This window comes from Desulfofarcimen acetoxidans DSM 771, from assembly GCF_000024205.1.
In the GTDB taxonomy this organism is placed as follows: domain Bacteria; phylum Bacillota; class Desulfotomaculia; order Desulfotomaculales; family Desulfofarciminaceae; genus Desulfofarcimen; species Desulfofarcimen acetoxidans.
Map to the genome: position 1 here is coordinate 4064951 of NC_013216.1, position 18120 is coordinate 4083070.

General features: G+C 37.9%; 23 protein-coding genes. 4 read left to right on the forward strand and 19 right to left on the reverse strand.

Annotated features, from left to right (window positions below; translation table 11 throughout):
- Positions 1-2: 2 nt before the first annotated feature.
- Positions 3-596: a KilA-N domain-containing protein gene (locus tag DTOX_RS18835; protein WP_015759259.1), complete on the reverse strand. Its 594-nt coding sequence runs from the start codon at positions 594-596 to the stop codon at positions 3-5.
- A 75-nt stretch (positions 597-671) separates the two neighbouring features.
- The gene (locus DTOX_RS18840) at positions 672-1304 is read right to left on the reverse strand and encodes a recombinase zinc beta ribbon domain-containing protein (RefSeq protein WP_015759260.1); all 633 of its coding nucleotides are present in this window, start codon (positions 1302-1304) and stop codon (positions 672-674) included.
- 577 nt (positions 1305-1881) lie between these two features.
- Between DTOX_RS18840 and DTOX_RS18845 the strand changes: the two genes are divergently transcribed.
- Positions 1882-2370 (forward strand): hypothetical protein, encoded by a 489-nt coding sequence (locus DTOX_RS18845; RefSeq protein WP_015759261.1) that lies wholly within the window; start codon positions 1882-1884, stop codon positions 2368-2370.
- Positions 2371-2526: 156 nt separating this feature from the next.
- Here DTOX_RS18845 and DTOX_RS22720 read toward each other — a convergent pair whose 3' ends face one another.
- Genes DTOX_RS22720 through DTOX_RS18870 form a run of 5 tightly spaced genes read right to left on the reverse strand, consistent with a single transcriptional unit; the run spans position 2527 to position 4564 of the window.
- A complete protein-coding gene (locus DTOX_RS22720) occupies positions 2527-2919 on the reverse strand; it encodes a hypothetical protein (protein ID WP_015759263.1) in 393 nt (130 codons plus the stop codon).
- Entirely contained in the window at positions 2888-3277 is a 390-nt protein-coding gene (locus tag DTOX_RS18855; protein ID WP_015759264.1) for a sigma factor-like helix-turn-helix DNA-binding protein, read from the reverse strand. Before DTOX_RS18855 ends, DTOX_RS22720 begins: the two co-directional genes overlap by 32 nt.
- Positions 3228-3854, reverse strand: coding sequence for an AAA family ATPase (locus tag DTOX_RS18860; RefSeq protein ID WP_157863017.1), 627 nt, complete (start codon positions 3852-3854; stop codon positions 3228-3230). Before DTOX_RS18860 ends, DTOX_RS18855 begins: the two co-directional genes overlap by 50 nt.
- Complete coding sequence (locus DTOX_RS18865; RefSeq protein WP_015759266.1) at positions 3778-4056, reverse strand: hypothetical protein; 279 nt, start codon at positions 4054-4056, stop codon at positions 3778-3780. The genes DTOX_RS18860 and DTOX_RS18865 overlap by 77 nt, the downstream gene beginning before the upstream one ends.
- Positions 4031-4564: a hypothetical protein gene (locus DTOX_RS18870; protein ID WP_015759267.1), complete on the reverse strand. Its 534-nt coding sequence runs from the start codon at positions 4562-4564 to the stop codon at positions 4031-4033. The genes DTOX_RS18865 and DTOX_RS18870 overlap by 26 nt, the downstream gene beginning before the upstream one ends.
- Positions 4565-4707: 143 nt before the next feature.
- Between DTOX_RS18870 and DTOX_RS18875 the strand changes: the two genes are divergently transcribed.
- Together DTOX_RS18875 and DTOX_RS18880 are read left to right on the forward strand one after the other, a co-directional pair.
- A complete protein-coding gene (locus DTOX_RS18875) occupies positions 4708-4929 on the forward strand; it encodes a helix-turn-helix domain-containing protein (RefSeq protein WP_015759268.1) in 222 nt (73 codons plus the stop codon).
- A gap of 85 nt (positions 4930-5014) precedes the next feature.
- The gene (locus DTOX_RS18880) at positions 5015-5524 is read left to right on the forward strand and encodes a GNAT family N-acetyltransferase (protein WP_015759269.1); all 510 of its coding nucleotides are present in this window, start codon (positions 5015-5017) and stop codon (positions 5522-5524) included.
- 34 nt (positions 5525-5558) lie between these two features.
- On the opposite strand, the gene thyX is transcribed toward DTOX_RS18880, so the two are convergent.
- From thyX to DTOX_RS18910, 6 genes are all read right to left on the reverse strand, one after another.
- Positions 5559-6209 (reverse strand): FAD-dependent thymidylate synthase, encoded by a 651-nt coding sequence (gene thyX, locus DTOX_RS18885; protein ID WP_015759270.1) that lies wholly within the window; start codon positions 6207-6209, stop codon positions 5559-5561.
- 19 nt (positions 6210-6228) lie between these two features.
- Positions 6229-6726 (reverse strand): cell wall hydrolase, encoded by a 498-nt coding sequence (locus DTOX_RS18890; protein ID WP_015759271.1) that lies wholly within the window; start codon positions 6724-6726, stop codon positions 6229-6231.
- A gap of 34 nt (positions 6727-6760) precedes the next feature.
- Positions 6761-8524 (reverse strand): IS1634 family transposase, encoded by a 1764-nt coding sequence (locus DTOX_RS18895; protein WP_015758390.1) that lies wholly within the window; start codon positions 8522-8524, stop codon positions 6761-6763.
- A gap of 163 nt (positions 8525-8687) precedes the next feature.
- The gene (locus DTOX_RS18900) at positions 8688-8951 is read right to left on the reverse strand and encodes a LysM peptidoglycan-binding domain-containing protein (RefSeq protein ID WP_042316249.1); all 264 of its coding nucleotides are present in this window, start codon (positions 8949-8951) and stop codon (positions 8688-8690) included.
- A gap of 105 nt (positions 8952-9056) precedes the next feature.
- Entirely contained in the window at positions 9057-9548 is a 492-nt protein-coding gene (gene dut / locus DTOX_RS18905; protein WP_015759273.1) for a dUTP diphosphatase, read from the reverse strand.
- Between the two features lie 14 nt (positions 9549-9562).
- Positions 9563-11929, reverse strand: a complete 2367-nt coding sequence (locus DTOX_RS18910) for an anaerobic ribonucleoside-triphosphate reductase (protein WP_015759274.1) — start codon at positions 11927-11929, stop codon at positions 9563-9565.
- An 87-nt stretch (positions 11930-12016) separates the two neighbouring features.
- On the opposite strand from DTOX_RS18910, the gene DTOX_RS18915 reads away from it, so the two are divergent.
- The gene (locus tag DTOX_RS18915) at positions 12017-12373 is read left to right on the forward strand and encodes a hypothetical protein (RefSeq protein WP_015759275.1); all 357 of its coding nucleotides are present in this window, start codon (positions 12017-12019) and stop codon (positions 12371-12373) included.
- Here the strand turns inward: DTOX_RS18915 and DTOX_RS18920 are convergent.
- From DTOX_RS18920 to DTOX_RS18945, 6 genes are all read right to left on the reverse strand, one after another.
- Positions 12368-13252: a phage minor capsid protein gene (locus tag DTOX_RS18920; protein ID WP_015759276.1), complete on the reverse strand. Its 885-nt coding sequence runs from the start codon at positions 13250-13252 to the stop codon at positions 12368-12370. The two genes, DTOX_RS18915 and DTOX_RS18920, sit on opposite strands and share 6 nt — an antisense overlap.
- Positions 13252-14718 carry a phage portal protein gene (locus tag DTOX_RS18925; RefSeq protein WP_015759277.1) on the reverse strand — a complete coding sequence of 489 codons (1467 nt, stop codon included), beginning with the start codon at positions 14716-14718 and terminating at the stop codon, positions 13252-13254. Before DTOX_RS18925 ends, DTOX_RS18920 begins: the two co-directional genes overlap by 1 nt.
- Positions 14719-14758: 40 nt before the next feature.
- A complete protein-coding gene (gene terL, locus DTOX_RS18930) occupies positions 14759-16426 on the reverse strand; it encodes a phage terminase large subunit (RefSeq protein WP_015759278.1) in 1668 nt (555 codons plus the stop codon).
- Between the two features lie 181 nt (positions 16427-16607).
- The gene (locus tag DTOX_RS21735) at positions 16608-17051 is read right to left on the reverse strand and encodes a hypothetical protein (RefSeq protein WP_015759279.1); all 444 of its coding nucleotides are present in this window, start codon (positions 17049-17051) and stop codon (positions 16608-16610) included.
- Entirely contained in the window at positions 17029-17520 is a 492-nt protein-coding gene (locus tag DTOX_RS18940) for a Panacea domain-containing protein (RefSeq protein WP_015759280.1), read from the reverse strand. Before DTOX_RS18940 ends, DTOX_RS21735 begins: the two co-directional genes overlap by 23 nt.
- A gap of 94 nt (positions 17521-17614) precedes the next feature.
- A complete protein-coding gene (locus DTOX_RS18945) occupies positions 17615-18073 on the reverse strand; it encodes a gamma-glutamylcyclotransferase family protein (RefSeq protein ID WP_015759281.1) in 459 nt (152 codons plus the stop codon).
- Positions 18074-18120: the final 47 nt, after the last annotated feature.

The following is an 18120-nucleotide window of genomic DNA, read 5'->3' on the forward strand; positions in this document are numbered from 1 at the left end:
AACTATTTCTCTATGCTTGCCATGCGAAACTTCTTGACGACATCTAGCCTATATGCTGGATCAATCCACATGCTGAACTCACAGGCAATGTCCGGATGGGCAAAGGTACCGCCGTTTTTGCCCTGCTTCGATGTAATCCCTACCGCACCTGTATTGGCAATCCACTGCTTAAGCGTCAGTGTAAAAGAGCTGGATTTCATTCTTTCGATTAACGCCGTACATTCTTCATCTACGAATTTTGGATTACTCTCTTTCTCCCACAAACGAAGGAATTCAATTGTTCCATAGTTGCGCAGCCAGCTTTGAATGACATAACTTGGCACTTCCGTATCTTTCTGCCGGGCTATCTCGGTCAGTGACATATAGGTGTTATCCGGAAAAGCAATTTGAATGCGCTTCGCAATCATAGCTTCACCGACTGATGATCGGCGAAATCCGGGTATGTCATTTACATTCAGCTGCTCAAGCATCCTTTCGGAAAGCGTATCCGCGAGATATTGAGGCATGATATTTTTCTCAACCAGACGCTTTAAGACTTTTTCTCTTGCTATGCAATATGTCCAAATAGCTTCTGCTCTTTCTTCCTCAGTCAACATACTCATCTCCCATTAAAACAAAACCTGAATATATTTATATAATACTTTTGTTCGAGGGAGTTTGCATAGCGCTGATCAGAGAATTGAAAACCGTTGCATATGTTTATGCTCAAAAGAGAGCGTTTCGAAATGATTGATCAGGATTTGATTCAGCGAATTTCTGACATGCTCCGCATCAAAAGTATGCATGCTAAGCTCATTGCAAACCAACAGGATTATATCTTGCTCGGCAATTGATAGGGACTGTGTGCAGCTTCTACGTTCCACACGGTTTGCACAACGCCATACCACTTCTCCGGAGGCACGTGTGATTCTGCGGTAATTCGCGCCGCACTCCGCACAAATCAAAAGGCCGCTCAGTACATTCTGTGAATTATACCGAGTGGCCTTCCGCTGTGTGCTTCCGTTATTACGCAGTTCTTGATTTGAGCGCGCCGCTTTTTCAAATTGTACTGCGGTATACAGTTCCAAGCTAATAATGAGCGGAACATACTTTGAACTGAACAATAGCTTATCAATCGCGGCCCGCCCCCAACACTTATTTCCTGATGGTGAGGGAATAGCCCGGCTTTCCAGCATTCTTGCCAACCCTCCAAGGCTATTGCCGTTAAGGTATTCTCTAAAAATCATCTGTATAACTTGCGCTTGCGTTTTTTCAACAGTAACCTTGCCATGATTATCTACAGTAAAACCATAAGGAATTTTCATAGAAGGCATCCTTAAACATTATTATTTGTGGGTTTATAATTTCACCAGCGGCCCAAACCTACGGTAATTTATGTTACGATTTGAATTGCCGAGCAGTAATCCTTCGCTTTTTACAATTTAAGGGCATAAAAAAAGACAAACCCACTTTTAACTAAGTTAAAAAAGTAGGTTTGTCTACTTGGTGGAGGCGGGGGGAGTCGAACCCACCGTCCGAAAGAACGACCACAAGAGTATCTCCGAGCTGAAACCCTTGTGCCACCTGGCCTGCAGCATATTCAATGATGAAAGACTATTTTCAGTTCATTCGAACACTTGACTTTAACAAAGTAAAATGTGACTGGAGTTCAAGTGACCTGCACGTATTCATCATAACATAAAAAATATGCTAAGCAAAACATTTCTTCCACCATTTAGGTTGAGGAATATTACCATTTGACTCAATAATTGTCTTCTAACTTAAAATATCATTCAACAATAATTACAGTATCATCAAATATATTATAATTATTTCCTCCTTGAAGCTTACTGTATTCCGTAATATAATAAACATATAAATACCACCAGGAGGCCAATCACTATGACAATAACTAACCCTATTCACGAATCTATCACAGTTAAACCCGAAGTAACCACACTGGTCAATCAAATTATAAAAAACGGCTACTACAAAAAAGAATCCAACACCGAAAGATTCACCATGCTTAAATCTTTGGCTGAAAATATCTGCCGGATTTACAACGTATCCCCTGTTAAAATCATAACCCAGAATGTACCCCTCGGAGCCTATGCCTGTTACGTCCCTTCAGCTAATACAATTAAACTCGGCAATACCAGCATAGTCAGCTTCCTACATGAACTCCGTCACCACCTACAATTTACCGGCGACAAACAAAAACGTGGTCTTAATAAAGAACAGGATGCACATGCATGGAGTTTGAGAGTCTTTAGTATAGCTGTTCCAAAAATGTTTGAGAAGGACGTTAAGGAAGATAAAATTGCAGCATTGGCCTGGGATGATGATAATCAAAAAGTAGTTAACCGTATCGGCTACAGTCAGATTATTTAATCAAAGAGAGGGATTTTCCCCTCTCTTATTAAATTAATCCCAAGAACTTCAAACAAAAAATCATCACTGTGGTATCATAGACTGGCCAGACATTATTAATAACAAAATATATCGAACGGTAAAAACTGACTGTAAGCAGTACTCCTGCAAATACTGTCAACTTACATTACCTCCATTACAATACTTCTTTTTCCGTCCGTTCAACATATGCTTTTTATTTGATGTATATCCCGATAACTCGGCTTTTACTTGTTCCCTATTATCTCTGAGTTGTAGCTGTTCTTGACCCAAAACCGGATATTCTGTTTTGGCCACTTTATCTGACAGTTTATTGGCCAGGTCATCCATTAATATATAATTAGCCAGTTCAGTTAACTGGTTACTATCTGGCAACTCTTTGATTGATTCAACATAAGCATCCGTAATGTCCTGTACTGCTTTAATTCGCCAGGGTAACGGCATTTTATTTTTGATAAGTAAACTAACCTCGTCTTTAAAAGCTGCCTTATAATCCATATCATGCCGGAATTTGCTGCTGTAAACATTCACAGTAACTTTCCTCCTTGCCTTTGTTAACCATTGCTATCTTGTGAACCACACTGTTAACATGGTCACTGACTGCCTGTTGTGAAATATTTAGTATCCTGGCCACTTGCTGTTGGGTTAAATCTTTTTCGAAAACCAGATAAATAACTTGCTTTTGTCGGTCAGTTAAATTAGCCTCTGTCATTGATTTCTCAAAGTCTAACAGCAAGACACTGGCTTCATAATCACCCCTGATAAATCTGCTTTCCCTGACATGATGAATTTGTGAAAACAAGGCATGAACACCTTTTTTCGTATCAATCGGAAATCTATCATCCAACTTTTTCATCTTTGTTGCCATGTCCACTTTGAACCCGGCCACTACTACATACCTCCCTCAATTTCTGTTCTATCTGTTGGTACAGTTCATCCAGTGTACCGTCATTATTAATCTGATAATCAACAGAAAAGGAATCAATTAATTGTTCTGTCTCATGCTTTATATCTGCCATAGAAAAGTTATCACCACTGTCATTCATTCTTCTAATTCTGTTATCCAGCCTAGAATTCACCCGTACAATGATAAAGCCATTCTGCTTTAAAGCCATATATTCATTTTGTTGCCTTAGATCCGTAAGAACTAAATTGGTTCCGGGTGATTCCTTATTTAACTGCTTAAATAGCTTATTAATCCAAACATCAGTTTCAATTGTCCTCATACCTTGTCCTACAGCTTGATATAAGTATCGTGGTTTACCTTTTACCAAAGTTTCGGGAAACAGTTCTTGGCATATTGACCGGATAGCATCACCAAAAGCAAACTTTTTAAAGTTATGCTTTCTAACAAGATAATCACCCACTGTGTCTTTACCACTTCTCATTTTACCTGTTACTGCTATCCTCATTCTTTTTACTATTCCCCTTTCTTTTTTTGCTTTGTCCGGCTTTATTATTTTCATTTACTGCATCCCACTGCTGCAGCTTAGCCAATCTTTTTTCCAGTCTCTCGAAGTATTGCAATTCTATTGGGTCAAGACATTCCAGTTCTTCTTCTAAACTCGTTCCGTTAAACTTTGCCAGTTCATCCATCTCATTTAGAAAATCATCAAGTTCCTTTTGATACCTGGTCATTACATCACGATAATCTATAACTCCACTCATCAGATTTGCCTCCCTTAAAACTTGTCCAATCAAATTCTTTTGCCTTAAGTTCGTAACACAATTTCCCACCCCACGGTAGAAAATAAATAGGTATCTTTACTTTCTTAATACGTTCCATGTCTATTTTTTTGATAACAGTAAAGACCGGATTATCAGTTTCATAACCGTTAACCCAAAGAACCACAGCCTCTTGCTTTAGATAACTGTTTAACTGGTCAACCTTAAAGTGAAATATCGTTAAATAATGTTTATTTAACTTAACCTCGACTGGCTTGCCGTTAACTAAAAAATCAGCTTTGCTGTTAACCTTCGATAAACTCAAAAGCTTACCGATGTTATCACAACCATTATCTAAAACGGTGAGATTTTCTCCATACTTTTTCCGGTAATACTCAACATACCAATCAATAATTACCCTTTCAGCTTTTGAACCGTTTTTAATATCCCTGGCAAATTGTTCTGTTGTCCGGTAGTCCATCCTGTACCGGTTATAAGGGTTTGCTGTCATGTCTTGTGTCCCCCCCTTAAATAACCCTCTACTATTACATTCCGTAATTAAAATTCATTTGTGACACTGCAATTACTTGATTTCGTAAAAATATTTATATATAATAGGATTACGTTAAACAGTAATCACCATGGAGGAATATCATGCCTTTAAAATTTACTGTAAGATTGAAACAAATTTTATTCGAAAGAGGAATGACACAGAAAGAACTGGTGGAGTTAACCGGACTCAGACCTGCTGCTATTAGTGAATTTGCTAATAACAGGAGATCGGTTATTAATACGGAGCATTTAGTGAGAGTTGCAGAAGCTTTAAATATCAAGGATATTAGTGAATTGATTCGTTTTGAAGAAGTGAAACAATAACGTCCACGTGTTACTGTGAAACGTTATTGTTGTTTGAATCATCAATGATTTAGGATTCTGTTTAATAACAAGGAGAGTGTTTGCCATGTTAATCAGAACGGCCACTATCAGTGATGTATCTGCCATAGCAAAGGTTACTGTTGATACTTGGAAAACAACTTATCGTGGAATTATACCTGATGACTACTTAAATAGTCTAACCTATGAAGAACGAGAAAAAGGTTGGAGGGAATTTCCGTTTCATAATTCTTTTGTCTACATAGCTGAAGACGAAAACCAAAATATAGTTGGTTTTGCAGCTGCAGGTCATGAAAGAACATCAAATCCTATTTATAAGGGAGAAATTTATGCAATATATGTTTTAGAAAGTTATCAAAATAAAGGTATAGGAAGTTCTCTCATTAAGGCAATTATGAGTAATTTTAAGCAACTAGACATTTATTCAGTTATAGTTTGGGTGTTATCTGATAATAATTATCGGAAGTTTTATGAATTACACCAAGGAGAAAAAGTAGATTGTAAGCAATTCGATTTCAAGTATTTTGAAGCCGAAATAACTTCCTACGGTTGGACTGACATTAAGGAAATTTTTTAAGACACTTTGCATAGGAGTAATTTAAAAACCTGTACTAACCCACTTTCTGTTTTACCATGTGTTTACCACATGAACCGTGAATTTCTGGACAATAGCCTAATTCATTACCCTTACAGTTCAATTCCTTAAATATAACCGGCATAATTTCTGACAGTATATATTTTAATCTATTGGCCAGTTGTCTAATCTCCCACTCCGCTCTTTCACAGAGTCTTAGCTGTAGGAATTCGTACAAAGCTTGATAATTGCCGGATAATACAAGGTCTGTGGTACTTCCTAACGGTAACATTAGCTTTGCCAGTTCGTTCCTCTGTTCACGGTTATTGTAACCGTCTTTTTCTGACCACTTATGATATATTTTCATTATTGTTTCATAGTCATCGTTATACTCAAAACGGTCAGTCAAGCTAATAAACGGTGGTACAGCATTATTAACTTCATCCATATTACAGAAACGTGATGATTTAACGGTCAAATTAATATGAGGATGACGGCTTAATTGTCTGAGTAAGCTTTGACTAACACCTTCCACAAGAAAAGAAGCCATGCCGTGTCTGGCAATACTTCTGTGACCACTGTTCCATACACGGCTTACAACATCTATACTTTCTTTGCTTTGATAAGGCATTGCTGTAGCTTTTATAACGGCAAGTGGTGATGTGTACTCTATCAGTAATACTTTCATTATTCCACTCTCCTATCAGTTATTTGGCAAAGATGTGATTACCGATTTTTACAGTTTGAGGTCTTGTCCAAATCCAACTGCTGGTTGAAGTGTCAGGGTTAAAGAAAAACAAAGCACCGTAAGAAGGGTCGAGACCTTTAACAGCATCGTATGTTGCCAAATATGCTGTTGAATTAGGTGTTAAGTAAATCTGTCCATCCATCACACTTGAAAAGGCCCAAGGCTGGTATATTACGTCAACTACTTTTTTAGGGAAATCAGAACTTTTTACCCGGTTTAAAACAACTGCTGCCACTGCCACCTGTCCTGAGTATGGTTCTCCCCTGCTTTCGGCATATACTGTTCTGGCTATTAGGTCAATATCAGTCTGGTTATAATTTTGTTGATTGTCTGACTGATTGATTTCTTTATCATAATACAGTAACTCCCCCGGATAGATGTAATCACTTGATAAGTTATTAATCTTTTTTAAGGACCCTAGTTTGGCGACATAATTTGCCAAATGCAGATATGACAAGGGCTTGAGCCCTATAGGTTTAAGAGTGTTGTCCCTACAACCAACACTCCGCTGCTTTTAGAACTGGTTCGACACGCTTTTTATCAATAACAACCTCACATTTCAACGCATGGAGAATCTCCTTTAATTGAGATGAAGGTTGCGTAATACTCAACCAAGAACGATTTGTTTGTTGAATGGCAAGACGATTAACCAGACATTCTCTTAGGGTACCAATAACTTCTTCAGTAGAATAAGCCAGATCATTTTGCTTTAACCGGTACTCTATGTCATTGAAAATGAAGTATGCCAATACACAAATTATTACATGTGCCATAACCCTTTGTTCTCGGGTAAGGTAAATTGGTCTTAAATCTAGATGATCTTTAATTTCATGGAATGCTTCTTCAACTTTGTTTTTGCGACGATACCATTGAATAATGTCAATTGCTGTATGTGATGTAACATCCAAATTGGTAATAAAGCATGTAATACCATGAATTCTTTGCTCATTTTTTTGTGCCACGGTATTAATCGTGTACGACAGTTGAAAGGATTGAATGGTTCGTGAGTTACCCCGTTTATTGATAACTTCAAAATCATATGGTTCAATATTGACGGATACCCATTTTTTTAAATGTTTACGCTTCAGCATAGCGGCAACTTCCCGTTCAAGCAAACTTTGACAACGTTTCTTTTTAGCTTCACGGAGTGACTGATTTTTAACGGTTAGCCATTGAACAAAATAGGCAACATTATTTAATTGTGCATGATGTTCATCAAAAAAACGAGCCACGTCAAAGGTCAGGATATAACGTCTATCATCAATTATAAACTCGCGATAATATAAAAAAGCGTTTTCGTCAAAGGGGAGAAACTCTTGCATGACCATAATTTGTTCATAATTATCTGGGGTAACTGATTCCGGTAATGCTGTATTGAAAAAATCTGCTTTTTTAATCTCATCCCGATCCATTGCAGAAACATACGTCCATTTTTCGCATTCCAACGCAACAATGTTGTCTGTAGATACCATACCACGATCAAATACCATGGTACAGTTTTTTAGTGCAAAGCGAGCTTTAACATCCTCAATCAAAGGCTTAATTGTTGTGATGTCCTGAGTGTTTCCCGGCATAACACGCCAGTAAAAAGGATACCCCTCAGGAGTAATCATCAGGGCAATTACTATTTGTTCGCAATCGGGTCGGTGATCTCTGGAGTAACCAAGTTTAGCGATTACACAACGACTGCCCGTCAAGTAAGATGAGGTGATGTCATAAAAAAACGCATTCTCTGTATGTGGCCATCGGTTTTTTATCTGATGGAAAAGGAACGTTTGTAGTTCACCTTCTGATTTATGCAATCTGTCAAGAGTACGATAAACTTCAAATTTATCAAGTTTGGTAGGATCATCGATACCCAAATAGGCAGGAATAACTGTTTTCTCCATCCAATCCTTGATATTAATTTTCGCTTTTGGGTCGATACATCGGTTAATTACAAGTGCTTCTACCCACTGATCTTTTGAAAAGAATTGATGAAAATGCCACTCGTGCCATAAATGGTTTAGTACTGCTACATCAAGATATGCAGCATGCTTGGTCACAACAATTTGTTCCGGTTTTGAAACAATAATATCTGGATTGTTATGAGCATTTAGAGTAATTCGTAAACGTTCGGCCTGTTCATCTGACAATGTGCCGACGTTAAATAAAATGCGGTGTTTAACCTTTCCGTCTTCACGATAGGATTCTACTATTTTATAATGACAGTATATTTTATTGTTTCGTTTGAAAATCGATTTTTTTAGAAACATTGTAGCCCTCCATTATTATTGGGACTACAATAATTATACCCAAAAACCTTATATAATCAAGAGTTAAGTCGACTTTTCTTAAAAAAGTGTTGGGACTACACTTTTTTAAGTAGATACCCTTTAGGCCTTGGTATTACAGGGTTTGGCAATATATGTCGCCAAACTAGGGTAAGGAATCAACTGAAGTTCCTAACTGCCGAGATATCTTCCATAAGGTATCATTTTTTTTAACGGTGTAACTCATTCGTTGTGTGTAATAAGAAAGTACTTTTATCGGGTTTGATTCTTCAGGCTGCTTTGTACTCCAACCTCTACCGTCAAACTCAACATTAGACCAGGAAAATGCTTGGACTGGAATTGCAATTAATAGATTTGCTATAAGTACACTGACACCCAAGGTAACTTTATATCTCTTTATATTTGCCAATAAACCAACCTCCCCGATAATTCCTTAACCGTATGATAATCAAAGCCCATCATATACCAGTAAAGTAGCAGTAAAGCTATTGAAACAATCAAATAAAACATTCCTTTATCCCGTATGACCATAGCCTCCCTCTCCCCTTCCCGTTGATGTCAGCTTCGAAGTTTCCTGCAAGTTTACATAATGCAAAATCGGTTGAAATACTAACTGTGCAATTCTGTCACCTTTTGTTATTGTAAAAATATCTTTGCTGTGGTTTACAAGGATAACCCCTATATCCGATCTGTAATCACTGTCTAAAGTGGCAGGACTATTTAACACAGTTATCCCATGTTTTATAGCCAGACCACTTCTCGGTCTTATCTGTGCCTCCATGCCAGGGTTCATTTGTAAAGCCAGACCGGTTCTAACCAATACCCTTTCACCTGGGTCAAGTTCATAAAATGTAAAACCGTTATCATACATATCTTTTATACCATTAACAGTAACTACATCAAGACAGTGTAAATCTAAACCACTTGACAGTTCTGTTTGCCTTTTAGGAATGATTGCATCATTATGAAGTTTTTTGACGAGAACCAGATTATTTGTGTTAGTCATTGCTGTCTCCCCCCTTAAGCAGTCTGGTTAAATCTTCTTCTCTCAAACTCATAATTTTTTCTTACATCTCCCCATGATGAAGTTTTTGAGAAATAACCTATCACCCTGGTTAAATAATCATCTATGGGTTTACCACATATCGGACAAACTTTGCCATTACCCACTATTGATGTGTGACCTTCTGAACAAATTCCGAAACCATAGTTAACTGCAAAATGTTCTACTCCTTCTTTTAAACACATTAGAATTAACTTTTTCATGGTGTCAGGGTTGGTTACACGGTCTTGAACGTTAAGGTGTAAGATACCACCACCGGAGACATACTTCATAAACCTGCCGGTTAATTTAATACGGTCAATAGTGTCCATGTCAGCTATCAGGGGTATATACTGGTTGCTGTATAAGGCAAATGGCTGTTTATCTTCGCCATATATTATCCGGTCTTTTTTTGCCAAAGTTACTGCAGTTGATTCAGCAGGTATTTCCTCGGTGTTAAAGCTGTGGCCAGTTTCTTTACTAAATGCCAAGGCATAATCCTCAATCTTTTTTAACACTGCTTCTGTGAAATCTTGACCTGCCAGGTTTTCCATGTCAAATCCTAAGAAGTGGCACATTTCATATAAACCGTGAATCCCGATTGTAGAAAAAAGCATGTCCAGATTAAACCACTTCAACGGGTTAAAGAATTTTAAAAATCCTCTTTCCACTCTTCTTCGTAAGATTTCCTCACGATGAACTAAAAGTAAGTCTTTTGCCATTTTTGTACGACTGTCAAGAATATTGAAGAAATCTTCTCTTGACTTAGCTTCCATTGCTATCCTCGGAAAATTTATTGTTACCACTCTATGAGACCCAATATTTAAGCCACCGTTGCCAAAGGTGTCAACACGGTAGTTCATTCTTTGATTTGTTGAAGGGGAAAATCTGCAACACATTGCTATTTTACTTCCCTCGTTGATGTAGATATTGTAAATACCAAGTTGGGTATTTGTTTTTGCCACAAAGTCAAGAAAATCTAAATCCAGAGGGTTTCTATTTTCGTCAACAGATAAGTTAACAGTCATTACCGGAAATCTATACGGCAATCCAGTTGACGGGTCTCCCTTTGAAAAGAATTCTGCTATGATTTTTTGAACATCCATGATGTAATCAATATTTACCTCACTGCCATCCGGGTAACGGTAATCTGTAAACAGTTTTTTTAAATTCTCTCGGTCAAAAATACTCACGTTAGTGAACGGACTCTGACCAGATACTCTAAATTTGTTATTCATCACATGAATAAATTTTTGCCAGAGATTTTCAATATACTTTCTACCCTCGCTGCTTTCGGTATCAATACCTTCACGTTCTAAGTACCAGCATAGGTTTACGATAAAATCACCGGGAGCTACAGCACCCACAAACTCTTGACTTAAATCCATTGTCGTTTCAATAACCTGGGCTACAAAGGAATCAGAACGGTTGGGTGGTAAACTGTATAACTGACCATACATTCTGCCTTCAGTCATTAAATTAGCTGTTGAATAAGCAAAACAATAAGGCAATTGTACTCCGTAGCCTGAAGCATCGTGAAAATATAACTCGCCATTCCAAATAGCTTTAATTAACTCGTTAGCCCTTCTTGTTCCAAATCTCTTTTTTGAGTATCGCCAAAGCAGGTAATAACCTTCGAGTTTTAATATCCCTTTGGTAACTTCGGCTTGATAATTATTGGCTGAAAGTTCCTCATTGGCATTAGCATTAACATCTACTGAAGCATCAGCCAGTCTTTTGGTAAAGTAATCATGGGACATCTGGCCGACATCTACCTTACGGGGAGAAATACCGTCCAAACTGTTTAAGTCTTTGGTTTGGCTACTGCCAGGGTTAGTATTCTCCCCCACTGGTTCATTTTTCTTTTGTGATACAGATTTGAAAAGTCCTTTGCTTTCGGCATTTGATAACCAGGATAACTTTGCTTCCGGGGTTAAATTGGCAGGAACTAAATCGTGAAACTCTTTGGGTACATCAGCCAGCTTTGCTTCCAGTAAGCCATTGATTACAGTTTCTAATTCCTGTACACGAACACTGGTGGACTTGTAGCTGTCTTTTACCTTTACCAGTTCCTCATTGGCCGTCTTATAAAGTTCTTCATATTTGCCTTGTTCTTCTTTGGCTTTCTTGTCTGCCTTTACTTTTTCAGTGTCAGCTTTTTCTTTCTCAGCCAGCAGTGACTCAAGTTTAGCCTGTATGTCCTTATATTTCTGGTTAACTTCCTCAAAACTTGATTTGGGAATCATATCTTCCTGCTGGTTGGTTTGACTCCTATTTTCCATGTTTTTCTCGGTAGATGTATTTTGTTCGTTCCCTGTGTTCTGATTATTGATTGCATCAACCATTTCGAAGCCTCCCTTTATTACCTGTAATACAATTAATTTGTGGTATACTAGATATAGTGGGAACATCAAACCGGGAGTTGGTAAATTATGATGCCAAGATTTATTAGAATCAACGGTCAAACGAGAGAAGATAGGCATGATATGATTAGTAAAGTTAATACCGCTATATCTAATAGTGGAGCCTGGATACTTAACTTTAAAATGTTTTCCAACAGGCTAATCAATATACTTTTTGAAGTTCCTACGAATAACATAGACAAACTCTATGCATCATTGTTAGATACTGGCCTTGAATTATATGAGGAAAGCAAAGCATTATTGGAGGAATGTAGCAACCAGCAAAAGTATGTTAATGACGATTTTGATATTGCTGGTACTCTCCAGGTAACATTTATTCACAATGAACCTGATTTAAAAATTGATGTACCACCATTTGATTTATAAAGTTTGGGGTTTTTGTTTATGCTTTACCAAGACTGATTTGGGTAGTAACGATATATTTCGTAATGGCGATATATGATGTTTGCAGTTTGGATGAAATATTTTGCCACTCTGCCTTAACTCCCGATATGTCTTATAACCAGGTGTTACACCGTTCATAGAAATAACCATACCCTCATAATTACGGCAAGCATCTTTGGCACCGTGAGAAGAAATAACGGCCAGGTCAACACCTCTTTCCAGTGACTCTACCCTTACCCCTTCAATGTGTGACTGTTGTAGTTTGGTTCTAACTACCATCTCAGCATAAGTTGATAAGTTCCACCTTCTCCCTGCTTTATCTACTATGCCTACCCAAGCTTCAGATTCAAGTCTTCTTGATAATCCTTGCCGGGTGAGTTTATCTACAATTTCATTTCTTTGTGTTCTCCGGCCAAGCTGTTCAATTGTTCTGAGTCTCATGGTGTCACTGACAACACTTCTGACAAGCTGCTTTATTTTTCTCTCCGTGTTTTGTGTTGCCATGAGTAAATCGGTATAGGTATCATTTATTAAAGATTCAACCGTATCTCTTGCCAGAAGTGAAAAGGAAGCTAGACTGGCAGCTTCGGCAAGTGAAGCTGCTTCTCCGATTGTCCATATTGTACCAGCCTGTCCATCTATAAAAGCCTGTGTTACTGTCTCCTCTGTCCACTGCTGTGTTTGGTTGTTCAATTCGTTTAAAATATAAGCTATCTGATTTAACAGTGAGGTAGCATGTGACATTTCTATTCCGTTGGTAATTCCTCTGAGTTCGTAAGCTATTTTTTGCAATGCTTTTTTGTAATAGTTAATTAATCTTTGTTCATCCCGTTCATAACTGAGTTCCGGTATAGTTCGCATTAGCTGCCACCTACGGAGGCTTCTACATTAAATGCAGTAGGGTCTGCTGCTAACATTGAGTCTTCTTCATCTTGAATTCTTTTTAGTTCAATGTCAGCCTGTTCTTCAGTCAGATTATCCAGCCACATTATAGCTGATTTCTGTGATACCGTGGCTTTACCGGCAGTACGAATAGCCATGATGTTTGCCATTTCCGTTTCATCATCAGGTAAACCATCATTAAATTTAATTTTCGGTATGGTAACTGTGTAATCTATTGTTTGACGGCTTTGTTCTAATAGCTGGGCAATGAGTAAAATCTGCTTTAACCCTTTGTCATAATACTGTCTTTTACGGTTAATCTTGGCTAACAGTGAATTCATTCGCCACTTGATTGACAGTCCAGATGAACCACTGGTGCCGGAATCACCTTTACCCAGTGCCACTGCCGGTATCTCAGAGTTAATTAACAGAATATCGATTAATTTTTCCAATTCCATAAATGCTGCCTGTAACTGGCCATCCCAGGTGATGTATTGAGGTACAATATCATCTTTACCCAGCATTTCAAATACTTTATCAATGCCAACACGGAATACCGGGTTACCCTGTTCGTCTTCTCCCAGTGTGCCAGTGGGAACAGCAATGGCTGGGTCTGCATGTTTATCTAAAATGGTAGCAATCTGAGAAAGACGGTGGTTTATTTCGTCAAACAGTCCTTTGTTTTCGGAGATGTCATCAATACCCTGCCAGTCTTCGTCAGTGGCGAAGTTAGGGATGTGTACTACTAGGGGGAAAGGTACTCCTGTTTCTACAGTGTTTTCGGCTGAATATATTTCTGCTGATATACCCCATTCCGTTATTTCATTGTCAACCGTGATAACCAAAGGGTTTAATCTCCACTTGCTGTATTTGATTAAGCCGGGGTAATGTGATTCAACATTTAATATCCATTTTTCATCGTCACTGTCTTTGACCAGTAACGGGTAAGCAATGTGATAAGCAATTATTTTATTGGCATCTCCCGGTATTGTTTCGGGAAAGACATACTCAGCATTTTGGGGTTCGATAAATACTCGAAACGGGTCAATACTTACATCAATTAAACCACCGTACATCTGGCCGTAACGGATTTTATAAAAACTGTCTCCACGGTAAGCATTGCCAATGGCACTTTCATAATTGGTTATATTAAGGTCGTTATCTGCCACTAATTGGTCAATTTTCACTTGTTCAAGGGAATTATCCTCTTTACCGGCTGAGAAAACGGGAGCTTCACCAAATAAAAAATCTGCCGACTTCTTGCAGATAATCCCCGGCAGGTTTGCTGATATATACACTATTTCGTTTTGTCTTGAAGTAAGCCGGTCTTGGACTTTTTTAAATACATCGTAATGCTGGCCTAAGAACAGCTTTTTATTCTCTCTGTATCGTTTGATTCTTTCCCTGTGGGAAGGTGGAGGGTAGTATCCACCAATAGCAAACATGGCATCACCCCTTACTTATATAGTTAGCTGGCGACACTTTTTACAACCCTTTTGGCTTCTGGTGATAAGTTTTTCTTCTACCACCTCCACAAAGTTCAACAGCCATCTGCAATGCATCCGGTAAGTCATCATGGTCATGTGTGGGGAACTGTTCCAGCATTTCGAGTAGCAGCCTTTGATGTTTCATTAGTCGTAATATACCGTTTTCTAAAAGTGGCTCCAGTGATTCGATTCTTTCTTCTTTACGGGTTTTGCTGGTAACAGCTTTGATTTTGGTGTAGTAGATTTTTTCTTGGGGAAGACGGTCACGAAGTTGACGGAAGAAATCAATCTGAGCTTGAACTGTTTCAACGGCAAAGACCTTTGGCCTGTACTGTCGTATTTTTTCTACTGCCACATTTAAGGCTTCATGTGCCGGACATTTTTTTGACCAGGTATCAATACAGAAAATGATGCCGGTTATTCTGTCTCTTGCCACTGTTACTATGGCATTGTAATCACTTCTGTTATTTTTGCCGAAGGCTATGTCCCAGGCTGAGAAGTAATCTAACGGTAAATTCCTGCCTCTTCTGTCTTTTAAATCACTGTAATCAAAATATGTGTAAATTGACGGCCTGAATATCTGTGTATCTTCGTCAATCGGATTATTCATGTATTCAGAACCGAAAGCCCTGGAGCCAATATTAACCTTTTCCATCATAAGCTTGGCATAAGAGAACCGGCCTGACCATAACACTTTAACACCTTTATCCATTTCATCAGTATTGGCATGGTAGAAAGCTAAAGCATCTTCCAGCCGGTTTTCATTTTCCTGGTCACGGTAAATACTCTCAAATTTCTGCCAGAGATCTTCCCTATCCGGTGGGTTTACTATGGCTGAGTAAATCCTGCTTTCAAAGTCGGCACGTTTTAAAACACTGATCAGTAGACCAGAGCCGTGGACTATCGTACCCATGTAGATAAAAGCAGTTCTGTCAGGGTCACCTATTGGCATAACAACTGAGTTAAACCAGTGAATATTCTTTTCTCTCAATTCAGGGGTATTTGTATTTTTGGAACTCTCCAGGTCATCACATATTACCAGGTCTGGCCGGTAGGAACCGTTTCTTTTACCCCTTAACTGCTTACCCATCGAAGCAGCTTCTACCAGAACACCGTTTTTTGTGAGAAATGCTTCCTGATTGTCACGGTCATTTAAAGATTTTTTGGGTGAAAGCAGTTCCCCGAAGTCTTCTCTTAGCTTTAGATTAAATTTTAGCTGCATGGCTATCCACTCAATGAATTTCTTGGCTGAAGTGTCGGTCTCGGAGATAATCAGAATGTACCGTCTTAATCTAAAGCATATTTGGTGTACAGGGAAGCAGTTGGAGAGGTAGGCAGACTTAGCATGACCCCTGGGTGCAGCCCACCCTATCCTGGCTGTCGGATTTAGACTGGATACTTCATCGAGGATTCCACATAAATCACGGTGAAAATTAGGGGCAATAGCTAAACTTACACCAGCAGGTATTAAATTTTGTTCATTTGCCGGGTTTTTGCTGTCAGAAAAATATTCATACATGAAATACAAAACATCTGATTCCGAACGGTCTATTCTTTTTAATCTTACAATTTCTTTTAAGTCAGAGAGATAGTTTTCCCACTGTTCTTCATCTAGTTCTGTGGTGTCTTTTATGTTTTCATACAGATTTATCCTTTTATCCAGCAATAGAATCCGTTCACGTCTTTGTCGTTGGTCTAAAATGTCAATACTATTTCACCCCTAACACGTCACCAGGCTTCGGTAAATATGTCCCTTTTAAGTATGGATTTAACGGTAATGTATTTGCTTATGCAAAATAATAAAGACGTACCAAAGCGATCCTGGCACGTCCTATAAGTATTCTTAATTAAGTATGTTTTAGTTTGGATTTATAAAACTCGTGGTCTTTATCTAAAAAGACTACATAAAAAACATTTCTGACAACATGACCGATAATACATTGCTTACCAGTTATATGAATTCTTGCCCATAATGCATCATCTGGAATGTGTTTAGGGTGGAAAAATTCAGTAACATTTTTAGGAGGAAAATCACCATATACTGTAAATTTATCGGTATTAGACTGTGATGTAAGTGTAGAACAGCAATAATTCCTTATTAATTCAAAAGCTCTGGCAAGAATTCCTTCCTTTTCCCACTCAATTAACGATTGCCCTTGTTCCCTGTCTAAATCTTTTAAACTAAATAGAAACATGCTATTTGAATCTTGTTCATCCTGTTTTGCTTTGTTATTGTTTGATAATCCTGTAAACAAACTTCTTTGTTTTTTAGTCTTCGGTATTTTTGCCATAAAGCATGCTCCCATAGAATTGCTTTATCAAATCTTTATATATTACGGCTTCACATTTATCACTTGGAGCATAACCAAGTCTTGCTCTTCGCCATGGTTCTTCAGAATGAGTTAGGCACTCTAAATAATATGCTGTTTTATCCCCATATTCATCTAAAACATCATTTATCAGTTCTAATTGTTCACTGCTAATGTATTCAGATATATCAAAATAACCTTCCTCTAATTTAATTGGGTCATATAAAACTGATTTATCTCTAAAGTAATTCCAGATATTACGAACTACCGGGCCATGCATCCATGCTTCAAATTGATCTTCAATTAAAGGTTGGTTAAAATAAACATTATGCCATGCATCAACATAATATATTAGTTTTTGCAATTTCAAATGACTTACTTCATGGCCTTTATCATTAACATACTTAATGACATGCCTAGATAAATCAATTGGATTTATTTGTTTCAACATAATATTAACCCCCCTTCTCATAATTAAATAATACCATAATAACATTGCTTTTAGAATAAGTAACATTAAACTAAATTTTTACTGATATATTTTCTTAAACTAGATTAAGTTTAAAGTTTGCCGTTTCAAGGTTTTTGATATCTATTCCCCAATCACTATAACCATCGGCAATTATACTGAAATATGCTTCCCCCGGAGGTGTCAGCATATAGTGGTCAAGCATACGATAAACAAAGGCTTTAACTATCTCCCCGGTATCTTCTCTGACAACTTCGATAACATGCCTGTTATACAGCCGGGGATAACCTTCATAACGGTCAAGTGATTCACGGTCAAATTTTGATACTTTGTATATTGCACCTGTTACAGAGTCACCATCTTTTGGCTGTATGTCAGCTACCCCGTTTCCTCTCCAGTTCCCCTTAAAGGTTAACTCATAATCTGCCAACGTTGCCTTGGCAATTGGTATGCTGTCAGGACATCTATTTTGCATTTGTTCTTTATGAAGATTGGAACCGTAAGCGAAGTAATATAGTTGCAGCAGTCTTTTCATTATGTCAAACCTCCTGAAGTTGCCTGTAAATGTTTTATATGTATATT

What these genes read in the sequence shown, in the direction of transcription:
- DTOX_RS18835 (WP_015759259.1), bottom strand. Translation starts at nt 596, where the DNA reads ATGTTGACTGAGGAAGAAAGAGCAGAAGCTATTTGGACATATTGCATA.
- DTOX_RS18840 (WP_015759260.1), bottom strand. Translation starts at nt 1,304, where the DNA reads ATGAAAATTCCTTATGGTTTTACTGTAGATAATCATGGCAAGGTTACT.
- DTOX_RS18845 (WP_015759261.1), top strand. Translation starts at nt 1,882, where the DNA reads ATGACAATAACTAACCCTATTCACGAATCTATCACAGTTAAACCCGAA.
- DTOX_RS18860 (WP_157863017.1), bottom strand. Translation starts at nt 3,854, where the DNA reads ATGAAAATAATAAAGCCGGACAAAGCAAAAAAAGAAAGGGGAATAGTA.
- DTOX_RS18865 (WP_015759266.1), bottom strand. Translation starts at nt 4,056, where the DNA reads ATGAGTGGAGTTATAGATTATCGTGATGTAATGACCAGGTATCAAAAG.
- DTOX_RS18870 (WP_015759267.1), bottom strand. Translation starts at nt 4,564, where the DNA reads ATGACAGCAAACCCTTATAACCGGTACAGGATGGACTACCGGACAACA.
- DTOX_RS18875 (WP_015759268.1), top strand. Translation starts at nt 4,708, where the DNA reads ATGCCTTTAAAATTTACTGTAAGATTGAAACAAATTTTATTCGAAAGA.
- DTOX_RS18880 (WP_015759269.1), top strand. Translation starts at nt 5,015, where the DNA reads ATGTTAATCAGAACGGCCACTATCAGTGATGTATCTGCCATAGCAAAG.
- thyX (WP_015759270.1), bottom strand. Translation starts at nt 6,209, where the DNA reads ATGAAAGTATTACTGATAGAGTACACATCACCACTTGCCGTTATAAAA.
- DTOX_RS18895 (WP_015758390.1), bottom strand. Translation starts at nt 8,524, where the DNA reads ATGTTTCTAAAAAAATCGATTTTCAAACGAAACAATAAAATATACTGT.
- dut (WP_015759273.1), bottom strand. Translation starts at nt 9,548, where the DNA reads ATGACTAACACAAATAATCTGGTTCTCGTCAAAAAACTTCATAATGAT.
- DTOX_RS18910 (WP_015759274.1), bottom strand. Translation starts at nt 11,929, where the DNA reads ATGGTTGATGCAATCAATAATCAGAACACAGGGAACGAACAAAATACA.
- DTOX_RS18915 (WP_015759275.1), top strand. Translation starts at nt 12,017, where the DNA reads ATGATGCCAAGATTTATTAGAATCAACGGTCAAACGAGAGAAGATAGG.
- DTOX_RS18920 (WP_015759276.1), bottom strand. Translation starts at nt 13,252, where the DNA reads ATGCGAACTATACCGGAACTCAGTTATGAACGGGATGAACAAAGATTA.
- DTOX_RS18925 (WP_015759277.1), bottom strand. Translation starts at nt 14,718, where the DNA reads ATGTTTGCTATTGGTGGATACTACCCTCCACCTTCCCACAGGGAAAGA.
- DTOX_RS21735 (WP_015759279.1), bottom strand. Translation starts at nt 17,051, where the DNA reads ATGGCAAAAATACCGAAGACTAAAAAACAAAGAAGTTTGTTTACAGGA.
- DTOX_RS18940 (WP_015759280.1), bottom strand. Translation starts at nt 17,520, where the DNA reads ATGTTGAAACAAATAAATCCAATTGATTTATCTAGGCATGTCATTAAG.
- DTOX_RS18945 (WP_015759281.1), bottom strand. Translation starts at nt 18,073, where the DNA reads ATGAAAAGACTGCTGCAACTATATTACTTCGCTTACGGTTCCAATCTT.